General features: G+C 65.8%; 20 protein-coding genes. 8 read left to right on the forward strand and 12 right to left on the reverse strand.

Annotated features, from left to right (window positions below; all coding sequences use genetic code 11):
- Window positions 1-209: 209 nt before the first annotated feature.
- The 5 genes from DJ029_RS06635 to DJ029_RS06655 form a co-directional block, all read right to left on the reverse strand.
- The gene (locus tag DJ029_RS06635) at window positions 210-1,751 is read right to left on the reverse strand and encodes a Ppx/GppA family phosphatase (protein ID WP_112321574.1); all 1,542 of its coding nucleotides are present in this window, start codon (window positions 1,749-1,751) and stop codon (window positions 210-212) included.
- 79 nt (window positions 1,752-1,830) lie between these two features.
- Window positions 1,831-4,008 (reverse strand): RNA degradosome polyphosphate kinase, encoded by a 2,178-nt coding sequence (locus tag DJ029_RS06640; RefSeq protein WP_112321575.1) that lies wholly within the window; start codon window positions 4,006-4,008, stop codon window positions 1,831-1,833.
- 149 nt (window positions 4,009-4,157) lie between these two features.
- Window positions 4,158-4,823 (reverse strand): P-loop NTPase family protein, encoded by a 666-nt coding sequence (locus tag DJ029_RS06645; protein WP_112321576.1) that lies wholly within the window; start codon window positions 4,821-4,823, stop codon window positions 4,158-4,160.
- A gap of 4 nt (window positions 4,824-4,827) precedes the next feature.
- Window positions 4,828-5,931 (reverse strand): AI-2E family transporter, encoded by a 1,104-nt coding sequence (locus DJ029_RS06650; protein WP_112321577.1) that lies wholly within the window; start codon window positions 5,929-5,931, stop codon window positions 4,828-4,830.
- 67 nt (window positions 5,932-5,998) lie between these two features.
- A complete protein-coding gene (locus tag DJ029_RS06655; RefSeq protein ID WP_112321996.1) occupies window positions 5,999-6,763 on the reverse strand; it encodes an NAD kinase in 765 nt (254 codons plus the stop codon).
- Between the two features lie 255 nt (window positions 6,764-7,018).
- Between DJ029_RS06655 and glyA the strand changes: the two genes are divergently transcribed.
- The 3 genes from glyA to DJ029_RS06670 all read left to right on the forward strand — a co-directional run bounded on the left by glyA (window position 7,019) and on the right by DJ029_RS06670 (window position 9,662).
- Window positions 7,019-8,314 (forward strand): serine hydroxymethyltransferase, encoded by a 1,296-nt coding sequence (gene glyA, locus DJ029_RS06660; RefSeq protein WP_112321578.1) that lies wholly within the window; start codon window positions 7,019-7,021, stop codon window positions 8,312-8,314.
- A gap of 54 nt (window positions 8,315-8,368) precedes the next feature.
- Window positions 8,369-8,644 carry a hypothetical protein gene (locus tag DJ029_RS06665; protein WP_112321579.1) on the forward strand — a complete coding sequence of 92 codons (276 nt, stop codon included), beginning with the start codon at window positions 8,369-8,371 and terminating at the stop codon, window positions 8,642-8,644.
- 121 nt (window positions 8,645-8,765) lie between these two features.
- On the forward strand, window positions 8,766-9,662 hold the full coding sequence (locus tag DJ029_RS06670) for a hypothetical protein (RefSeq protein WP_157966282.1): 897 nt from the start codon (window positions 8,766-8,768) through the stop codon (window positions 9,660-9,662).
- On the opposite strand, the gene DJ029_RS06675 is transcribed toward DJ029_RS06670, so the two are convergent.
- From DJ029_RS06675 to DJ029_RS06700, 6 genes are all read right to left on the reverse strand, one after another.
- Entirely contained in the window at window positions 9,659-10,810 is a 1,152-nt protein-coding gene (locus tag DJ029_RS06675; RefSeq protein WP_112321581.1) for a hypothetical protein, read from the reverse strand. The genes DJ029_RS06670 and DJ029_RS06675 overlap by 4 nt on opposite strands.
- Window positions 10,811-11,160: 350 nt before the next feature.
- On the reverse strand, window positions 11,161-11,373 hold the full coding sequence (locus DJ029_RS06680; RefSeq protein WP_112321582.1) for a hypothetical protein: 213 nt from the start codon (window positions 11,371-11,373) through the stop codon (window positions 11,161-11,163).
- Between the two features lie 113 nt (window positions 11,374-11,486).
- Window positions 11,487-12,368, reverse strand: a complete 882-nt coding sequence (locus tag DJ029_RS06685; RefSeq protein ID WP_112321583.1) for a 1-acyl-sn-glycerol-3-phosphate acyltransferase — start codon at window positions 12,366-12,368, stop codon at window positions 11,487-11,489.
- 121 nt (window positions 12,369-12,489) lie between these two features.
- On the reverse strand, window positions 12,490-13,149 hold the full coding sequence (locus tag DJ029_RS06690) for a glutathione S-transferase family protein (protein ID WP_112321584.1): 660 nt from the start codon (window positions 13,147-13,149) through the stop codon (window positions 12,490-12,492).
- Window positions 13,146-13,745 carry a TetR/AcrR family transcriptional regulator gene (locus tag DJ029_RS06695; RefSeq protein ID WP_112321585.1) on the reverse strand — a complete coding sequence of 200 codons (600 nt, stop codon included), beginning with the start codon at window positions 13,743-13,745 and terminating at the stop codon, window positions 13,146-13,148. The genes DJ029_RS06690 and DJ029_RS06695 overlap by 4 nt, the downstream gene beginning before the upstream one ends.
- Before the next feature lie 74 nt (window positions 13,746-13,819).
- Window positions 13,820-14,824, reverse strand: coding sequence for a hypothetical protein (locus tag DJ029_RS06700; RefSeq protein ID WP_157966283.1), 1,005 nt, complete (start codon window positions 14,822-14,824; stop codon window positions 13,820-13,822).
- A 161-nt stretch (window positions 14,825-14,985) separates the two neighbouring features.
- On the opposite strand from DJ029_RS06700, the gene DJ029_RS06705 reads away from it, so the two are divergent.
- Both DJ029_RS06705 and DJ029_RS06710 read left to right on the forward strand, forming a co-directional pair.
- Entirely contained in the window at window positions 14,986-15,447 is a 462-nt protein-coding gene (locus tag DJ029_RS06705) for a c-type cytochrome (RefSeq protein ID WP_157966284.1), read from the forward strand.
- Between the two features lie 11 nt (window positions 15,448-15,458).
- Entirely contained in the window at window positions 15,459-16,361 is a 903-nt protein-coding gene (locus DJ029_RS06710) for a cytochrome c (RefSeq protein ID WP_112321588.1), read from the forward strand.
- 83 nt (window positions 16,362-16,444) lie between these two features.
- On the opposite strand, the gene DJ029_RS06715 is transcribed toward DJ029_RS06710, so the two are convergent.
- Window positions 16,445-18,247, reverse strand: a complete 1,803-nt coding sequence (locus DJ029_RS06715; protein WP_112321589.1) for a PHA/PHB synthase family protein — start codon at window positions 18,245-18,247, stop codon at window positions 16,445-16,447.
- A 188-nt stretch (window positions 18,248-18,435) separates the two neighbouring features.
- Between DJ029_RS06715 and DJ029_RS06720 the strand changes: the two genes are divergently transcribed.
- The 3 genes from DJ029_RS06720 to DJ029_RS06730 all read left to right on the forward strand — a co-directional run bounded on the left by DJ029_RS06720 (window position 18,436) and on the right by DJ029_RS06730 (window position 20,328).
- Window positions 18,436-18,696 carry a hypothetical protein gene (locus DJ029_RS06720; protein WP_198671072.1) on the forward strand — a complete coding sequence of 87 codons (261 nt, stop codon included), beginning with the start codon at window positions 18,436-18,438 and terminating at the stop codon, window positions 18,694-18,696.
- A gap of 70 nt (window positions 18,697-18,766) precedes the next feature.
- Complete coding sequence (locus tag DJ029_RS06725) at window positions 18,767-19,996, forward strand: LL-diaminopimelate aminotransferase (protein WP_112321591.1); 1,230 nt, start codon at window positions 18,767-18,769, stop codon at window positions 19,994-19,996.
- Complete coding sequence (locus tag DJ029_RS06730) at window positions 19,993-20,328, forward strand: hypothetical protein (RefSeq protein WP_112321592.1); 336 nt, start codon at window positions 19,993-19,995, stop codon at window positions 20,326-20,328. The genes DJ029_RS06725 and DJ029_RS06730 overlap by 4 nt, the downstream gene beginning before the upstream one ends.
- Window positions 20,329-20,431 lie beyond the last annotated feature (103 nt).

Genomic DNA, 20,431 nt, shown 5'->3' on the forward strand with positions numbered 1-20,431 from the left:
GAAAAACCCAATTGCAAATGTGACAGAAGTTTGGTTTACAAAACCGGCCGGAGATGGAAGGCGGGACGTCGCAAGTGAGTCGGAACGGCCCAAACTGATCGCCAACGGCAAAAAAGGGCAAACGCCCAAGTCTGGGGAGACGACACGACCGGCTTGCAGTCATGCAGGCCGGTTTTGTTTTGATCGACGGCGGGCCGGTTTCGCGGCGATCAACGCGCCGACAGGGTGACCAGCGGCTCCAGCTCCAACGCCATGGCAAGGTTGCGCAAACGCCGGTCCACCGCCTCGCCGCGCAGCGCGCGCGCCGGGCCCCGCAGGGTCAGCGTCAGCGTCCCGTCGTCGCGCGACAGCTTTGTGTTTTCCAGCGATCCGGGCGCCGCGCCCGACAGCATCGCCCCAAGGCGCAGCGCCCGGCCAAGAGTTTCCGCCTGGGCCTGCCGCTCAGGGGTCAGCAGCGAAAGGATGTCTTCGGACAAGCCCTTGTTGGACGACGCCTTGTAACGCGTCACGATCGCGGCGCCGAGGAACACCCGCCCCTCGTGATCCAGCCCGGACAGGTTGGCGCGGGTGACGGTTTCGAAACACACCTCGGCGCGATAGTCGGGGTGGGCCCGCCATGTGATGTCATGCAGATAGCAGGCCGCGCGGATCAGGCGCAGTTCCTCGCGGTCCGCATCGCCGAACAGCGGCATCAGCCAGGCATAGAGCGATGCGCCAAAACCCGGAAAGCGCGCGCGGGTCTGTTCCATGTGGCGCGCCGCCTCGAGCAGCGGGTCGCGCGCCCGCATGGAGGCGGGCATCTGGCGATACAGCAGCCCTTCGCGCAACCCGTAGGAAGAGATCAGGATCGCCTCGGGCCGCATGGTCTGCACCACCCGGCGCAGGACCCGCGCCGCCGTCGGCACAAGCTCCAGCCGCGCGAGCGAGGTGTCGGTCAGCTTGCTCAGCTCCTCGGGGGACTGGTCCACCAGCCAGTCGCAGGTTTCCAGCACCTGCTCCGCGGTCAGCCGGTATTCGTGCAGCACCTTCAGCGGGTAGCCGCGCCGCTCCATGTCCAGCTTCGCGATGGCGCGCCATGAGCCGCCCACAAGGAACAGGCGCTGTGTCGGGCCGCCGACACGCTCCGCCAGCGCGGCGACCTCGGTCTCGATCTGCGTTTCCTGTTCTGCTTCCGTATCGAAGGCCGCAAGGCGCAGCGGCCCGAGGGGCGAGGTCGAGCGCGCGCCGATCTTGCCACCCTCGACCCGCGCCATCTCCATCGAGGCGCCGCCGATGTCGCAGACGATGCCGGTCGCCTTGGGCCAGCCGAGCAGGACGCCCTTGGCCGAGAGGCGGGCTTCATCCTCGCCCGTGGCGACTTCCAGCGACAGGCCGGTGGCGCGCTCGACCTGGTCGCGGAAGGCCGGGCCGTCTTTGGCGTCGCGCACGGCGGCGGTGGCCACGCCGGTCAGCACCGTCACCTGCATGATCTTGGCCAGCGCGGCGAAACGGTGCAGCGCACTCAGCGCGCGCTTGCGCCCTTCAGGGTCCAGCATCCCGGTTTCCTGCAAGCCCTTGCCAAGGCCGCAGAGGATCTTCTCGTTGTAGAAATAGGCCGGTGAGCGGGCCACGCCGTCGAACACCACCAGGCGAACGGAGTTGGATCCGACATCCACGACACCGACACGGCGCACCGATTCCCCGTCGGCGGCGGTCAGGCTGCGCGCGGCTTCGGGGCCGAAGCCGTTCTCAGTCACCTGTGTGCTGGACATGCGCCCTCCCCCGCGGCGTGTGCTGCGCGGGTATACGTGGCGCGATGGCGACCCTCTGTCAACGGCGGTTCCGCGGCGGTCAGTCGTAAGAGTGCAGCAACTCGGGCACATCCTCGGCCCCGGCGCGACCGCGGCCCGACAATGAGGGGTTTTCCATGAAGAAGCGGTGGCAGCTGAAAAGCTGGCCCTCTTCGCCCTCGTCATGGCGCAGGAAACTGCCGTCGGGCTGCAATACCCAGCTTTGCGCGCAATCGGCAAAATTCGCGGCCATGATCTGCCGCAGGATCTGCGCGTGCACCGTGGGGTTCGTCGCCGGCACAAGCGTTTCCACCCGGCGATCGAGGTTGCGCCCCATCCAGTCCGCGGAGGAGATATAGACCTTCGCCTTGTCCGAGGGCAGCTTGTGCCCATTGCCGAAACAAGCGATGCGCGAATGTTCCAGGAATCGCCCGACGATGGATTTGACGCGGATATTCTCGCTCAGCCCCTTCACGCCGGGGCGCACCCCGCAGATGCCGCGCACCACCATGTCGATCTTCACCCCCGCGCAACTGGCGGCGTAGAGCGCGTCGATCACGTCCGGATCGATCACCGCGTTCAGCTTCGCCCAGACCCTGCCCGGCCGCCCGGCGCGGGCATGCGCCGCCTCGGCCGCGAGATTGTCGAGCAGCGTCGATTTCAGCGTATGCGGAGAGATCGAGAGCAGTTCCAGGTCATCCGGACGCACGTAGCCCGAGACATAGTTGAACACCTTCGTCGCATCCCGCCCGAGCGCCGCGTTGCAGGTGAACAGTGACAGGTCGGTGTAAAAGCGCGCCGTGATCGGGTGGTAGTTGCCGGTGCCGAAATGGGTATAAGTTACAAGGTCGCCGCCTTCGCGCCGCACCACGGTAGAAATCTTCGCATGGGTCTTCCAGTCGGTGAAGCCATAGACCACCTGCGCCCCGGCGCGTTCCAGCATCCGGGACTGGCGAATGTTCGCGGCCTCGTCGAAGCGGGCCTTCAGTTCGACCAGCGCGGTGACCGACTTGCCCGATTCCGCCGCCTCGCACAGCGCGGCGACGATGGGCGACTGGGTGGACGTGCGGTAGAGCGTCTGCTTGATCGCCAGCACGTCCGGGTCGCGCGCCGCCTGGTTTAGGAAGCGGATCACCATGTCGAACGTCTCGTAGGGGTGATGCAGCAGCATGTCCTTGTGGCGAATCGCCGAGAACATGTCCCCCTCATGGTCCTGCACCCGCTCGGGCGTGCGCGGGGTGAAATGGGGCCAGAGCAGGTCGGGGCGGTCCAGATCGACCAGTTCGCTGAGGGACGCCATGCCGATGATGCCGTCGATCTCGATCACCTCGTCGGGGTTGACGTGCATCTCGCTCAAGATGGTGTCGCGCAGGTCCGCCGGCGCCCCGGCCGAGATCTTGAGGCGGATCACCTCTCCCCTGCGGCGGCGCTTGAGCGCGGTTTCGAATTCGCGGACCAGGTCCTCGGCCTCTTCCTCCACCTCCAGGTCGCTGTCGCGCAGCACGCGGAAGGTGCAGCGCCCGGTCACCTCGTAGCCGGGGAACAGCTTGTCGAGGAACGCCTCGATGAAATCCTCAAGCAGCAGGAAGCGCGTCGTGCCGCCCTCGCCATCGTCGAGGCGGGTGAACCGGGCCACCTGCGCGGGGATCGGCAGCAGCGCCTCAAGCGGCTGACCGTCGGCGCGGCGGCGCAGGCGCAGCGCCAGCGCGAAGCCGGTGTTCTGGATGAAGGGAAACGGGTGGGCCGGGTCGATCGCCAGCGGCGTCAGGATCGGAAAGACCTGCGCCATGAAGTGCTGGTCCAGCCGCTTGCGGTCCGCCGGCGTCAGGTCCCTGGGGTCGAGGATGCAGATCCCCGCACCCGCCAGTTCCTTGGACAGCACGCACCAGGTCTTGTTCTGGCGCTCCATCAGTCGGCGGGCATTCTCGTCGATCTGGGCGAGCTGCTCGGTCGGGGTCATGCCGTCGGCGCTCGGCATGGTGACGCCGCCCTTGACCAGGCCGCGCAGCCCGGCGACGCGCACGGAATAGAACTCGTCCAGGTTGGAGCCTGAAATCGACAGGAAGCGGACCCGCTCCAGCAGGGGAACGTTGGGGTTTTCCGCCTCTTGCAGGACGCGCCAGTTGAATTCCAGCCAGCTCAGCTCTCGGTTGAAGAAGCGCGCACTGCTTTGCGCGTCAACTCCGGGCAGGTCGACGGCAGGGGGCAGCGCGGCCTTGAGAAAATCGGCATTGGTCATGGCTGTGTCTTATTCATGAATTATAATGATTTAATGACGCAGGGGGCGACTGTCCAGTCAGCGCCCCTGCACGCCCCCCTTGCGGCGCGCAGTCGCGTGCCCCGCCGGGCTTGCCGGACGGGGCCCCCAATCGGGCCGGACGGACCCGGCTACGCGCCGGTGTTTTCCGCTAGCACGTCGATCGCCAGCTTCAGGCCGACGGGCCGCGCGCCTGCCATCGCGGCGCGGTCGATCCGCGCGACGATATCCGCCGCCGCTGCGAAAGAGCGGTCTATCCGGCGCAGGATATAGGCCACCATGCTGGGCGAGACGCGAAGTTGGCGGTCCGCGAACAGCTTGACCAGCACTCCTGCGAGCAAGGCATCGTCGGGCGCCTCCAGCCGGGTGACCCCGGCGGCCTGCATCCGGCTGGCGAGATCGGGCAGCGAAAGCCCCCAGCGCGGCGGCGCGCTGCGCGCGGTCACAAGCAGGCGATGGCCGGCATTGATGACGGCGTTATGGGCGTGAAACACCCGCTCCTCGGCGGCCCTGTCACCGGCGATGCGGTCCACGTCCTCCAGCACCAGCGGCCCCTCCGGCAGGCCGAGGTCGGGGTCGTCGGCGGCGCGGATCTGCGCGCCGGACATTTCGGCCCAGACATGCGCGAGGTGCGTCTTGCCCGCCCCCTCGGGGCCGACCAGCGCCATGCGCCCGCCTGGCCAGTCGGCATAGGCTTCGATGGCGGCCAGCGCCGTGGCGTTGGCGTCGGAGACGAGGAAGGCCTCACGGCCCAGCGCCGGGCGGCTGCCCAGATCCAGGGAAAGCTGTCGTGCCATGACGCTACTCCGCCGCGTCCTGCCGGTCGGGATCCGGTTCCGATCCGGCGCCAGACTCCACCGGCCCCGTATAAAGCGGCCCCGCCTTGTACTGCTGGATCGCGAAGCGGCTGAGCACCCCGATCACCGCGCTGACCGGCACAGCGATCAGCATCCCCGCGAAGCCCAGCAGCGCCCCGAAGGCGCTGAGCGCGAAGATCAGCGCGACCGGGTGCAGGCGCACCTTTCCGCCGACCATCTTCGGGGTCAGCACATTGCCCTCAACCGCCTGGCCGATGCCGAACACCGCCGCCACGGCCACGATCCAGCCCCAGTCGCCCCAGAAATGGAACACCGCCACCCCAATGGAAATCGCTCCACCAAGAATCGACCCAACAAACGGAATGAACGAGATGATGCCTGCGAACAGTCCGATCACCACCCCGAACGGCAACCCGATCAGCGCCAGTGAAATCGCGTAGAACGCCCCGAGGATCATCCCCACAGACAGCTGGCCGCGCACGAAGCCGGACAGGACATCGTCGCTTTCGCGGGCAAGGCGACGCACGGTCTGCACATGCTCCCGCGGGATCAGGTCATCGATGCGGGCGATGAGCCGGTCCCAGTCGAGCAGCAGGTAGAAAGCGATGACCGGGCTGAGGAACACCACCAGGATGGAATCCACCACCGCGAAGGAAGAGTTCAAAACCGCCTGAGCCAGTGCGACGCCGCCGTTCTTGATACTGTCCTCCATGCCGGCAAGCCCCTGACGTACAGAGGAACTTTCGTCCAGCAACGCCGGGAACTGCTGGGTCAGCCATTCGCGCAGGTCGCCAAAAATCCTCGGCGTCGCTTCGATGAGCCCGGCGATCTGGTTCACGACCAGCGGGATCAGGATCAGCAGGATGGTGACCAGCACGAACACGGCCAGCGAGGTGATCAGCGCCGTCGCCGCCACCCGCGTGTACCCCCGCGATTCGAGCCGGTCCGCGAGCGGGTCCAGCAGGTAGGCGATCGCCGCGCCGACGATGAAGGGCAGCAGCGTATTCCCCATGAACCAGAGGAACGCCACGAACACGACTGAGGCGATTCCCCAGTATTTGACTTGCTGGCGTTGGGTCAGGCCCATGAATCCTCCATCTACTGGGCCTCCACATGGGCCGGTGGCGGCCCGGATGCAAGCCGCGGGATGCCTGTCAGGCGAATTGTTCCTGTATCAGACGCTCCTCCAGGCCATGGCCGGGATCGAACAGGATCCGGTGCGTGACACTTGTGTCGGTGGAAATATCCACCGCCTTGACGTTACGCACCTCCAGGCTGTCGGCAGCGGCCAGAACCGGGCGTTTGTCCGGCTCGATCACCTCGATCCGGACCTTCGCCTTGCTCGGGAGCAACGCCCCGCGCCAGCGGCGCGGACGGAAGGCGGCCACCGCCGTCAGCGCCAGGATATCCGCCCCGATCGGCAGAATCGGCCCATGCGCCGAGTAGTTGTACGCGGTGGAGCCTGCAGGCGTGGACAAAAGCGCCCCGTCGCAGACCAGCTCGGCCAGGCGCTCGCGCCCGTCGACGATGATTCTGAGCTTCGCCGCCTGCGGGCCTGAGCGCAGCAGGCTGACCTCGTTGATCGCCAGCGCCTCCTGCTTGCGGCCGGACATCGTCTCGGCAACCATGCGCATGGGGTGGATCTCTGCCAACTCGGACTCCTCCAGCCGCTCCAGCAGCCCCTCCTCGCGGTAGACGTTCATCAGGAAGCCGACGGTGCCGCGATTCATGCCGTAGACGGGCACGTCCAGCGTTTGCGTGTCATGCAGAGTGGAAAGGACGAACCCGTCCCCGCCCAGCGCCACGATCACGTCGGCTTCCTCCGCAGGAACATGGCCGTAGCGCTGTGACAGGCGTTTCATGGCATCCTGCGCAACATCGGCGTGCGATGCGGTGAAACTGATCTTTTCGTATCGCATCTGCGCGCGATCCTCCCCCGGGTCGGTCAATTAGTTGATATCCTTAGCGCGCGCCAACCGAAAACCTAACCGGTTTCTGAGGACAAGGCAAAATCACCCCGGCGGCGGAGTTCCTATCGGAAACGCCCGGCGGCGTTTTCGCACCCCGCCGCGCCGATTTCGCGCTTTGCCTTCATCGGCGGGTCGTCTATCTAGCGTGCCAAAGCACCAAGGCGTTCCGACGCCCAGCGCCCACCCAAGGAAGGGAACCAGCCCATGAAGGACATGATCCGTGACGACGGCTTCTTTACCGAAGCCCTGGAAACCCGTGACGCCGAGATTTTCGGCGCGATCCGGAACGAACTTGGCCGCCAGCGGGACGAGATCGAGCTGATCGCCTCGGAAAACATCGTGTCCAAGGCGGTGATGGCCGCCCAGGGCTCGGTCATGACGAACAAATACGCCGAAGGTTATCCGGGCCGGCGCTATTACGGCGGCTGCCAGCACGTCGACGTGGCCGAGAACATCGCGATCGAGCGTCTGTGCAAGCTGTTCGACGCGGGCTACGCCAACGTCCAGGCCAACTCCGGCAGCCAGGCGAACCAGGCCGTGTTCCTGGCGCTGCTGAAGCCGGGCGACACCTATCTTGCCATGGACCTCGCCTCGGGCGGGCACCTGACCCACGGCGCGCCGCCCAACATGAGCGGCAAGTGGTTCAACGCGATCCACTACGGCGTGCGCGAGGATACGCTGGACATCGATTACGACCAGATGGAAGCCCTGGCGCTGGAGCACAAGCCGAAGCTGATCCTCGCCGGTGGGTCCGCCATTCCGCGCATCATCGACATGAAGCGCTTCCGCGCCGTGGCCGACAAGGTGGGCGCCTACCTGATGGCCGACATGGCGCATTTCGCCGGGCTGATCGCGGGCGGTGTCTATCCCAACCCGATGGCGGACGTGGACGTGCTGACCTCCACCACGCACAAGACCCTGCGCGGCCCGCGCGGCGGCGTGATCCTGACCAACCGCGAGGACCTGGCCAAGAAGTTCAACTCCGCCGTCTTCCCCGGCCTTCAGGGCGGCCCGCTGATGCATGTCATCGCTGCAAAGGCCGTGGCCTTCGGCGAAGCGCTGCGCCCGGAGTTCGCGGACTACCAGAAAGCCGTGGTCAAGAACGCCCAGACCCTTGCCGCGACCCTGGTCGAGGGCGGGCTGGCGATCACCACCGGCGGCACCGACACCCACCTGATGCTGGTCGACCTGCGCCCGAAGGGCGTGACCGGGGTCGATGCGGAAAAGTCGCTGGGCCGTGCGCATATCACCTGCAACAAGAACGGCATCCCCTTCGACACCGAGAAGTTCACCATCACCTCGGGCATCCGCCTCGGCGCGCCGGCGGGCACCACCCGCGGCTTCGGTGAGGCCGAGTTCATCGAGATCGGCAAGCTGATCGTCGAGGTGGTGGACGGCCTGGCCGCCAATGGTGCGGACGGCAACGCCGCCGTCGAAGCCGCGGTGAAGTCCAAGGTGCAGGCGCTCTGCGACCGCTTCCCGATCTACGACGACCTGTGATCTGAAACGGCCGGGCGGCGCGCTCGCCCGGCCCCTTCCCCGGAAAGGCCCCCCATGCGCATCGGATTCGCCCTCGCCCTTATCGGCCTGCCGCTGGCCGCCTGCATGCCGACCGCACAGGGCGGCGGCGCCGTACCAACGGTCTTCGCCTCGGCCGAGGAAGGCTGCCGGCTGGAAGCGGCGTTTCTGACCGGCGTCTCGCCATCCGCGATCCGCGTGCTGGGCAAGGCGCCGCGCGACGGCGGCTCGACCCTGGACCTTGATCTCGGGGGTAGACGGGCCACCTGCCTTACGGACCAGGCCGGCGAGGTTCTGACGATCGAGCTCTGAACAGGGTTCGCGCCGGGGAAACCTGCGCGGAAAGTCATAGTGGGGCTTTGACTTGCTCAAGCCCGGGCCCGCGGTTAGGGTTTTCTTCGCAGTTTTCAACACTTCCTTGGCCGAGGGTCCATTGCACCAGATCCCGACGTTCGTGCATTTGGAAAAGACCGGCGGCACGTCGCTGATTCACGCTTTGCGTCAGAACTACCCCTTCGGCCATTGCGACATCATTCCGAGAGACAGGAACGCAAACCTTGTAGACGCGGAAGATATTCGGCGAGCCGCACTGGTGTATCCGAAGCTGCGAAGCTTGGCGGGACACTCCATTCGACCGTTCCGGACATTCGGCGACTTCGACGACCGGCTTGCCTACTACACGATCATCCGAAACGGCACCGATCGATATATCTCGGAATACTTTCATGACAGTCTGCGACGAGGTTTTGATGCGGGCTTCGACGCATGGGCACGCTACGAAGAGCGCTGGAACTACCAGACCCGTAGTCTGGCCGGAAAGGAAGACCTCGACGAAGCAAAACGGATACTGACGGACAGATTTGCCGTTGTCGGCGAACTCGGGGATTATCAGGGCTTTGTTCGAGCAGTGCGTACCTTGTTTCGCAGACGTCGATTCACCGCCAATGTCGAGCACCTAAACCGGGCAGGACTCCCCAAAGGCGCCCTACGCGGCAATCCTGCTTTGCAGGTGGAAACACTATCGGAAGAACAACGGGACTTGGCCGCGGAACGGAACGCGTTGGACAATGAACTCCACCGTTACGTCCGAGATGAACTGATACCCGCACGAAAGAAAGAGCTGGCCTCCGCCGAGCAAGCCAGTGCTCCACACAACCACGGAAGCAGTATGTCGAGGCGCATCCGTATGTCGGCAAGCCTGATGATGCGCAACTGCATATACAAACCGGCCTGCGGATACGGGCCAGGCGCGTGGCACGCCCTACCCGTGAATGCGGTGAACGTCAGGGACTACAGGTTGCAGATCGGGCGCGAATTGCCGAAGGACTAGCGAAGCGAACGCCGACTGGCCCTTGCCGCGAAAAACAGGGCTATCCCGAGATAAAGCGCAGCACTCAACAAATACAAAACGTACACCCCAAGCAGCGATACATCATGGGACAAGGACGCCAGTGTGATCGCAACCGCCATGATAATCGGCTTGATCATCGCAATGTGCCCATACCCACCGCCGGGTGTGGAATAGACAGCCAGATGGCCAAGGCGGTCGAGCACGATTGCCGCCATCAGGATCAGGGGCCAGATCACGGGACCTTCGAAGAACGGAAAGACCGCCGCGTTTACCGGCCGCCACGCGACATAGGTGAATGCCGCGTAAACAGCGCTGAGCACTACGAATACCGCCGCCTGCCGGCCCCAGCGGCGCAGGTCGAAAGACGTCGAATCGCTGGCGAATATCTTGCGCGCGTCTGCCCGGTACAGGGTTGCGAAAATCATCGACAGCGGTGACAGCGCCCAGGTCATGCAAACGCCGGTGACCACGATCAGAGCGTCGCTTCCGATCTGGGCGAAGACGACCCGGTCCCACTGGAACGAAATGCCCGAAACGAAGGCAAATCCCATGAGCGCGAGGATCTCTCCCCCGCTTATCAGCCGGTCATTGGCCCGGCCCGCGGACGCGGCCTCCGTCCGGCGGGCTAACGCCAGCGGGACGGCCAGGAACGCCGCCGCCGCAAGGAAGAAGGCCCCCGCCGGGCCGAAGTCAAGCGCGACCGCGCAGACGATCACTTTCGCCGCGCCCGCGAGGATCGGCAGATGCGCCCCGCGAAGCCCTCCGCCACGGAATTGCGCGGCGGCCAGAAGTGCTGAGGCATGATAGGTCAAGGGAATGGATCCGGCGTAAAGGACGGCCTCCAAAGCGCCGAATCGGCCGTTCCCGAAGACGAAAAGTGCTGCCAGGGCGAGCAGCACGACCAGCACGTCGATGCCGAAGGACAGGCGACCAAGGGACAATGCCCTGTAGGTGGACAGAATGCGGACCTGTCCCAGCAGGCTTGTCAGCGGGAAGAACACGGCCTGGAAAAGGAAGAAGCCGACCCGTTCATCCGGCAGGGCAAAACGGGTGATCAGGGCGATCACCGCCAATGACGCCGCGAAACCGGACCCGACATATATGGCAGAGATCACGATTCTCTTCACTGCTCTGCCCTTGTGCATCCAAAGCTAAACATGCGGGCCAGCTATCAGGGCCGGTCCGTCTGGCGCTAGCCGATACGCCAGTTGCCCAAGCGCATAAGCCCCCTAACGGTTACCCTATTCATATTTGGTATCAAGGCGATATCTTCGGCGCTGCCGCGAAACGCGCTGCCCGCCAGTCCGGCCGTCGCTTTCGCCGCACGCCGACAGCGGCGTTTCGACCTGCGGCTTGCTCCCGGGACACCCGGGGGTCGGCCCCCCACTGCCGAAGCCGGGCGGGCGGCTGTATCCATGGCGACGGTCCGCGCCCGTCCCTGCCTGCGTCGCGGCGGGAAGGGGCGCGGGCACTGATCTTACTGCGTCTGGAAGTGGCTGCGCATCACGTTGCCGTGCCAATCCTCGAGCAGGGGCGCGGATGCGGCCCCGTCACCGGCGGGTGCAAGGTACACGTCGGACAGCAGGATTCCGGCAAGGAACGTCAGCGCAACGGCGGCGATCACGCGCAGCGCGCCGTGGTCCGGGTTGCGGGAAAGTGGGCTTGATGAGGTCGGGCTTGCAGTTGTCATGTCTCTTCTCCAATGGGCAAGCGAGGTTTGTTCGGCCCGCTTATCGCCCATATCGGAGCATGATGAAAGTGAATGATTGAACTATTTCACATTCCATATGGTGATGATTTTATCTAACGCCCGATCAGGTTGAGCTGCCGCCCCACCCAGCTTCTGCGCGCGCTCGGGATCAGGACGGAATAGTCCCCTGCCCCAACGGCCGCGCGCATCGTGGCGCGGTAGAGTTCCTGCGTGGCAAGCTCGCTGTCCTTCGACAGCGCCGCCCCGTCAAGCACTCGACCGGACCTGACGCGGAAGGTGTGGTTGTGCTTGTTGATGACCTCGTGGAACAGGGTCACGTCGCGCAACGTCTCGTGCAGGGCGTCGAACAGGTAGAACAGCACCGAGTTCCGCGCGGTGATGTGCAGCGGAACCACGGGCAGCTTGAACTTGCGCGCCAGCATCGCGGCGGAGGGCATCCAGGGACGCTCATACAGCTTCAGCCCGCGCCGCTTGGCCAGCCGACCAGAGGGGAACAACACCGCCAGCCGCCCCTCACGTATCGCGTTGCTCGCGTAGGTCAGCGTTTCGCGGTTCGACCCGTGGCTGCGCTTTTCCCGCCGCCATTCAACGGGCGCGACCATGCTTGCCATCTGGGGCATCACGCGCACCGCGTCGCGGTTGGCGAAGAAGAACAGGTCGGGGCGCTTCTGGCGCAGGACAGACCACACAACGATCCCGTCCGCGATTCCCGTGGGATGGTTGCAGACCACCATGGCGGGCCCGGAGTCGGGCAGCGCGTCCAGCCCGTCGACATCGGTGTTCCCGGCGATCCTGCTGGCCAGCGCATCCATCATCTGCGGCGCAGGCAGATGCTCGATCTCTTCGGCGATGCGGATGCATTCGTCGTATCCGAGCATCAGGTGCAGCAACCCGCGCACCGCGCGGATATGCGGCCCCGGGGCGTACAGCCAGGGCGCCCGTTCTTCGATGAGTGGATCGACCCGGTCACGCATGATCGCTACCTAACCCCAGCCTTCGTATGTTTCATGACACTCCCCCGGGAAGCGCCCCGAAAGCGTCGTCAAACGTCTTATTTTAGCAAAAACCGGCCCTCCGGCAAAGCGTCAGCGCCGCTCACGCTTCCGGGACGGCGTAAAAAGGCCGGGTGAGGATCACCGGCTCCCCCGGCCCCGGCAGGGATTTTCGCCATGCGTCGCGGTCTTGCAGCCTGTAAAAATAACGCTCGACATTGGGATAAGGTTCCAGCGGGACGAAATGCCCCGCAAGGTAGAGGCTGTAGCCGATCCCCGTGTCCACGGCCGAGAATCCGCCGGGCAACAGGTAGTCGTGCCCGTCCAACCCCGCCTCCAGCACGTCGAGCGTCTTGGACAGGCGCTTCGCCTCAAGCTTCATGATGATCTGCGGGCGCGCCTCGGGCGGCTGGATGACAACGTGCGCCTGGGTCAGGGCCGCGAGGTGCTGGCCCATCGTCTCGGCGAAATGCAGCCAGTTCAGCCAGGCGGCACGCTCTGGATGGCCGGGCACGCGCCACAGCGTACCGGGGTCGTACTGCTCGCAGAGGTATTCGCAGATCGCCCCGCTTTCGAACAGCCGCACCGGCCCGTCGATCAGGGCGGGCACCCGGCCAAGCGGGTGAACCGCCAGGTAGGCGGGATCGCGCAGCGCGGGGCCGAGGGTGTGGGTGACAACCTCGAACTCAAGGCCGAGTTCGTGCAGCAGCCACAGCGAGCGCATGGAGCGCGCCTGCGGGGCGTGGTGCAGAACGAGGCTCACCCGAGCGCCGCGCCCAGCGAACCGAGGGCGAGTTCGATGTAGATCTGCTCGATCCGCTCGGTCGAGAGGCGTCCGTCGGCCCGGTACCAGGTGCCGATGCCGGTCAGCATCGCGATCAGCGCCAGGGTCGCGATGCGCGGATCGGTGACGCGGAACACGCCTTTTTCGGCGCCGTCGACCAGGATTTCCTCGACCACGTTTTCATAGAGCCGGCGCAGGCGTTCGACCCGCGCGAAATTCTCGGGCGAGAGGTTGCGCAGTTCCATGTAGGCGATGAACACCTCGTCGACGCGGGCCAGGTGATAACGGATGTGAAACCGCACGAAGCCCTGCAGCCGCGCGACGGGGTCCGAATCGTCGCTGCGCGCCGCGTCCCAGGCGCTCAGCAGGTGCTCGAGGTGGTCGATCATCATGTCCGCAAGCAGGGACTGCTTGTCCGGCGTGTAGAGATAGAGCGCACCGGCCTGCACCCCCACCTCATGGGCGATCTGGCGCATGGAAACGGCGGCAAAGCCCTTGGCAGCGAACAGACGGGTGGCGGCCGCGCGAATGTCGCGCGCCGTCGCCTCTCCGTTTGATCCGCTGCGCCTGGCCATGGCGGGACGTTACTGAACGCTTGTTCAGGTTTCAATGCGCCATTGAACGCGAAGCCGGGATTCAGGACGCAATGTCAGCCCCCGGCGCCGGGCCCCAGCGGAAACCCGGCATCGCCCAGCCGCGAGGCAAGGCGCGCGGGAAAGTCCGGCGCTTTCGGCTCAAGGCATTGCCGCTCAAGGAACCAGGCGAGGAAGCGCGCATGATCGAATGCGCGGGCCTCCACCTCGGCCATCGCGGCGGGCATCTGGCGGGCATCGGTGATCGTGACGGCGTTCTGCGCGAAGTCGGTGATCCCGGCAAGGATCGCGGGCTTCTGGTGGATGAACCCCTCGAATGCGGCGGCGGAGGATTGGCTGACCGTGAAGGCGCAGCTTTCCAGCAGGTCGTGCACGCTGACGTCCACCACCTCGACCCCGGCATCGGGCGCATGAAACGCCCGGATCGCGGCGGCAAGGTCCGGGCGCTGGCGCGGATGCAGCTTGATGTAGACCGGGCACGCGCCGGCGTTCGCGCCGAGCACCGCCTCGATCAGGGGGATCATGTCGATATGGAACTGCCCCTCGGTCGCGGTGATCGGCTGCTGGGCGAAGATCGCGATCCCGCCGGGTTTCAGGGCCCGACCGCCCCGCGCGGGCTGGTCGTATTTCGACCGGTTCGCCGCCACCGTCGCCCCGTGGAGCCGCCCCAGCAGCGCAAGCGCCCCGGCGGGGTCGATCGTGTCGGGATCGAACGCCGCCGCCGCGATGGACGAGTGATGCCGCGCGCCGCGCGGATCGCAGTACCAGTAGCCGTGCAGGTAGGTCGGACAGGCATGCAGGATGCGCGGACCGGCAAGCGGCTTGCCGCCGTAAAAGACATGCAGGTGCCGCCCGCCCTTCGCCGCGTCCGCGCGGCTGCGCGGCGTGGCGTGAACCACATGAATCGGGATGTCGCTGGCCCGTGCCAGCTCGGCCAGCGTGTTGAAGAAGTCGAACGCCCCCGACGCGATCCGCGCCGCCGCGTCGCGGCGCGCATGGACGAAGATCCGCCGCCCCGGCATGCGCCGCAGGCGGGGGCCGAACAGGCCACGTTGTTTCAAAATCTCCAAGGGGCGCCCTATCGGTCAGACTTCGCTCATCGCCCCCTGCCTTAGCGGCTAAGGTCGCGTCCTGTCACGTAAATGTGTCATCGCTGTGCGTGGAATTGACGTATCCAGCCGACAGGCTAGGTGCCAACACGGGCTTGAAGAAGGAGATGGGAATGAGACTTTCGACACTTGGCGGCGCGGTCATGACACTGGCTGTCCTGGGAACAACCGTGGGGATGGCCATGGCCGGCGGGCACACACCGGTCGAGCAACGCGAGGCCAAGATGAAGGCTGTCGGCGAGAATACGGGAATTGTCGGAAACATGCTGCGCGGCAAGACAGATTTCGACGCGGAGGCGGCTAATGCCGCGCTTGTCGCGATGCGCGAGGCCGCCGGAGGTTTCAACGAGCTGTTCCCTGAAGGAACGGAAGGCGCGGGCAGCAACGAGTTCGCCGCCGGACCGAAGATCTGGAGTGATCGCGCCGGCTTCGATGCCGAGTATGCCAAGTTCATCGGCGCGATCGACGCGGCGGTTGCCGCCGAACCGCAGGACATGGCCGCGCTCGGCGCTGCCTTCGGCCCGATCGGGCAGGAGTGCAAGGCCTGCCATGAGACCTACAGGATGAAGAAGTAGGCACTTTCGCGATGCGCCGCTTCGTGCTGACGCTGGTCTCCCTCGCCGTGGTTGGCGCGGCGGGGGGATGGGCCGTGACTGCGCCAAAGGTCGTCCCCCCCGGGGCGCTACCGGCGCATACCCCCGACGCAGAGGCGGGAAAAGCGGTGTTCATCGCGGGCGGCTGCGCGTCCTGCCACGCCGCGAACGGGGCCGAAGGTCGGGACATGCTGGTCCTGTCCGGGGGGCTTGAACTGAAGACGCCCTTCGGGACCTTCACCGCGCCCAACATCTCGCCCCACCCGGAGGCGGGGATCGGCGGCTGGAGCGCGGCGGAATTCGTGACCGCGATGACCCTGGGAACGGCCCCGGACGGCCGGCACTACTACCCGGCGTTCCCCTATACATCCTACGCGCGGATGACGCCGCAGGACCTGATGGACCTGCAGGCCTATATCGACACGCTGCCCCCAGTCGCGGAACGCGCCGCGGGGCACGACCTGGGCTTTCCGTTCAACATCCGCCGCGCGGTGGGGCTGTGGAAGATGCTCAACCTCGACCCGGACTGGGTGCTGGACGTGGGCGGGGATCCGGTCCTGGCGCGCGGGCGCGCGCTGGTCGAGGGCGCGGGGCATTGCGCAGAGTGCCACACCCCGCGCGATGCGTTCGGCGGGTTTCGCAACGACGCCTGGCTCGCCGGGGGCCCCGACCCCGAAGGCCCTGGGGAAATTCCCAACATCACGCCCCATGACGAGGGGCTCAGCTGGTCGGCGGCCGACATCAGCTATTACCTGGAAACCGGCTTCACGCCGGATTTCGACAGCGCCGGCGGATCGATGGTCGCGGTCATCCGCAACACCAGCCAGTTGTCCGCCGCGGACCGCGACGCGATCGCGGCGTACCTGAAAGCGGTGCCCCCGCAACCGGGCGGATAGGCCGCGTGGCGGCGGGCGGGAGCGAGGGGCCAGCCCCTCGCGCTCCCGGGAGTATTTCGGGAGTAAAGTAAGAGCGGATAGGGTCAGCGCTGGTCGAAGCGTACCTTCACGTAGCTTCCGGGCGCGGGTTCGATGATGCCGCTCACCTTGCCCGGCACGCGCGCCGCTACCATGCGCCCCGAGCGTTCCGAGAGCCATCTGTCCCAGTCGGGCCACCAGCTGCCTTGGGTTTCCTCGGCGGCGTCGGTCCAGTCCGCCAACGTCGCGGGGCCGAGATCGGGGTTCGTCCAGTACTGGTACTTGCCCGCGGCCGGCGGGTTCACCACCCCCGCGATATGCCCCGAGCCGGACAGCACGTAGCGCACATCCGCGCCGGTCATCATCTGCGCGCCGCGATAGACCGATTCCGCGGGGGCGATGTGATCTTCCTTGGTGGCGACGTGATAGACGGGCCCGCGAATGTCGCCCAGGGTGATCGTCGTGTCGAGCACCGAGAGTTTGCCGGTGGCGAAAGCGTTGCGGGTGTAGAAATTCTCGAGGTAGAAGTGATGCACATGGGCGGGCATCGCCGTGGAATCCGCGTTCCAGTAGAGCAGGTCGAAGGGGAACGGATCCTTGCCGAGCAGGTAGTTGTTCACCACGTAGGACCAGATCAGGTCATTGGAGCGCAACATGTTGAAGGCATGGGCCATCTTCTGCGCGGGCAGGTAGCCCTTTTCCATTTCCTCGTCCACGGCCTTGATGGTTTCGTCATCGACGAAGACCTGCAATTCGCCCGCATCGACGAAGTCGAGTTGCGCGGTGAAGAAGGTGGCGGAGGCGACGCGCTTGTCCTTCTTCTTGCCGAGGTAGGCCATCAGCGTGCCCGTCAGCGTGCCGCCGATGCAGTAGCTTGCCAAGTGCAGGGACTTCTGCCCGGTTTCCGCCAGCGCCGCGTCGATCGCCTCGAGCGCGCCCTTGGTCATGTAGCTGTCCCAGGTTTCGTCCTTCTGCTTTTCGTCCGGGTTGATCCAGCTGATCATGAAGACGGTGTAGCCCTGCGCCACCAACCATTTGACCATCGACTTCTTCTCGTTGAGGTCGAGGACGTAGAACTTGTTGATCCAGGGCGGGATGAAGAGGATCGGCTTCGCGTGGACCTTTTCGGTGGTCGGCGCATACTGGATCAGTTGCAGGATGTCGTTCTGGTAGATCACCGCGCCGGGGCTGATGGCCATGTCGCGGCCCACCTCGAACGCGTCCATGTCGGTCTGGCGGATCAGCAACTGGCCCTTGCCGCGTTCCAGGTCGGAGAGCATCATCTTCAGCCCGCGCACCAGGTTCGCGCCGCGCTGCTCAGCCGTCGCATTCAGCACCTCGGGGTTGAGGGCGAAGAAGTTGGCGGGGTTCAGCGCCTCGACGAAGTTGCGGGTGTAGAACTCGGCCTTCTTGCGTTCGCGCGGGTCCATGTCCCCGACGGTATGGACGGTGTGATTGATGAAGCCGGACGCCAGCAGGTAGCTTTCCTTGAGGTAGTCGAACAGCGCGTTCTCGGACCAGTCCTTGTGCTGGAACCGCTTGCCGGGCGCGGACTTGTGGGGCGACTCGGGCATGGGCGTGTCCTTCGCGCCCAGCCACTTCAGGGTGGAGGCCTGCCAGAGCCTGCTCTGTGCGTCCCAGAACGCAAGCGTCGCGTCGGCCACCTGCTGGGGATTGTCCGCGATCGCCCGGCTCAGCGCCAGCCAAGCCGGCATGGTGTTCAGCGGGTCCGCCGCGCGGGGCCGCGCATCCTCGGCCTGGGCTTCGAGGAACGTCGTCCAGATCTTCTGGCTGGTTTCCAGCACTTCCTGCATGTTGGCGGCAACTTCGGCGCTTTGCTCTACCAGTGTCGGGTCTTCTTCATTCATAACGCGGCGTCCCCAGCTTGCGGAGGTGGCGGTGACCGGCCTATCGTGGCGTCACCAGAACAGCGGGCGATATCATAGCACACTCAGGTCTTATAACCGACATCGGCGGACGGGTCACCTTCCCGGTGATGCTGATGGTTCTCATGGGTTTTTCGGCGTGCAACCTGGTTCCCGAGCGGACCGGGGCAGTGCCGCGCACAACTGCGGCGGGGGCCGCCTACCCGGCCCTTCTGCCGCAGTCCGCGCTGGCCGCCATCCTGGCCGATGCACCTGACCCGCAGGATGCGGGCGACGCAGCAGCCCCGCTTGCGGCACGAGCCACGGCGCTGGAGGCGCGCGCGGCCCGGCTGTCGGCGGCCCCGGTGCTGGACGCGGACGCGGCGGCACGCCTGGGCAGCGCCGCGCCGCCGCCCTGCGATGCGACGCAACCTTGCCCGGACGGTGGTTAATCCCTCGCCAAGGCCGTGGCGGCCTTGTATAAGCCCGCGCACTGAACCCCTCCTCCGTTGAGCCGAGCACATGCCCGAAGAATTCTACCGTATCAAACGCCTGCCCCCCTATGTCTTTGCCGAGGTGAACCGGCTGAAGGCCGCGTTCCGAGCGGAAGGGATGGACATCATCGACTTCGGCATGGGCAACCCGGACATGGATACGCCCGCCCACATCGTCGACAAGCTGGTGGAAACCGTGAAGAAGCCGCGCACCCACCGCTATTCCGCGTCGCGCGGTATCCCGGGGCTGCGCCGCGCGCAGGCGGGCTATTACGAGCGGCGTTTCGGCGTGAAGCTGAACCCCGAGACCGAGATCATCGCGACGCTGGGCTCCAAGGAAGGCCTCGCGAACCTGGCGATGGCGATCACCGCGCCGGGCGACGTGATGCTGGTGCCGAACCCGAGCTACCCGATTCACCCCTACGGCTTCATGATCGCCGGAGGCACGCTTCGCCATATCCAGACGCTGGAGGAAGACGGCAGCTTCAACCCCGAAGCCTACATGCGCAGCCTTGAGCGGGCGGTCATGCACTCCGTTCCGAAACCCGTGGCGGTGGTGGTGAACTTCCCCTCGAACCCCACGGCGCAGCTGGCGGACCTGGATTTCTATGCCGAGCTGGTGCGTTTCGCGCGCAAGCATGAGCTGTGGCTGCTGTCCGACCTGGCCTATGCCGAGATCTATTTCGACGACACGCCGCCCCCGTCGCTGCTGGAAGTGCCGGGCGCGAAGGACGTGGCGGTCGAGTTCACCTCGCTGTCCAAGACCTTCGCCATGCCCGGCTGGCGCATGGGCTTTGCCGTGGGCAACGAGCGGCTGATCGGCGCGCTGACGCGGATCAAGTCCTACCTCGACTACGGGGCTTTCACGCCGGTGCAGGTGGCCGCCGCCGCCGCCCTGAACGGGCCGACGGAACCCACGGCCGAGATCCGACAGATCTACAAGTCGCGCCGCGACACGCTGGTGGATGCCATGGGCCGTGCGGGCTGGGACATCCCGCCGCCGCCCGCGACCATGTTCGCCTGGGCGCCGATCCCCGAACCCTTCCGTGACATGGGGTCGATGGCGTTTTCCAAGATGCTGCTCAAGGAAGCCGAGGTCGCGGTCTCCCCCGGTATCGGTTTCGGCGAATACGGCGAGGGCTACGTGCGCATCGGCCTGGTCGAGAACGAACAGCGCATCCGCCAGGCCGCGCGCAACGTCCGCCAGGTCTTCGCCGATGCGGACCGGATGCGCGAAAAGCACATGGCCGAAGAATGAGTGACGCCGGGGCCTGGGACTTCGCGCTGCAACGGGACCAGACAGCGTTCACCGTGAACGACCTGATCCAGCGCACCGACCTGAACGGGGGCGAGCGGATCGTGCTCGACCTCGAATTCATCCCCGGCCCCGACGCGGACAAACCCGCGCTGGTCCGCAAGTTCGCCATGTTCCGCTATACCGCCACTGATGGCGACGACGGCGCCCTCAGGATCGAGGTGCCGGACGTGACGTTCGATGCTGACGCGATCTGGGAGCACGAGGAACGCACGACGAAGCTGGCGCTGCTCCACGGTTTCCAGCCCGATGGCTGGGGCTTCTGGGAACCCTGAGCCCCGCTTCAGCCCCGCAAGGGCAAGGGAAAGCCCTAGGGCCCGGCAAGCGCCCTTGCCCCCCTCCCCCGCGTTGGATAGGGAAGCTGCGTACATCACTACC

Origin of the sequence: Oceanibium sediminis, from assembly GCF_003265325.1 — a bacterium.
GTDB classification, from domain to species: Bacteria; Pseudomonadota; Alphaproteobacteria; order Rhodobacterales; family Rhodobacteraceae; genus Halovulum; species Halovulum sediminis.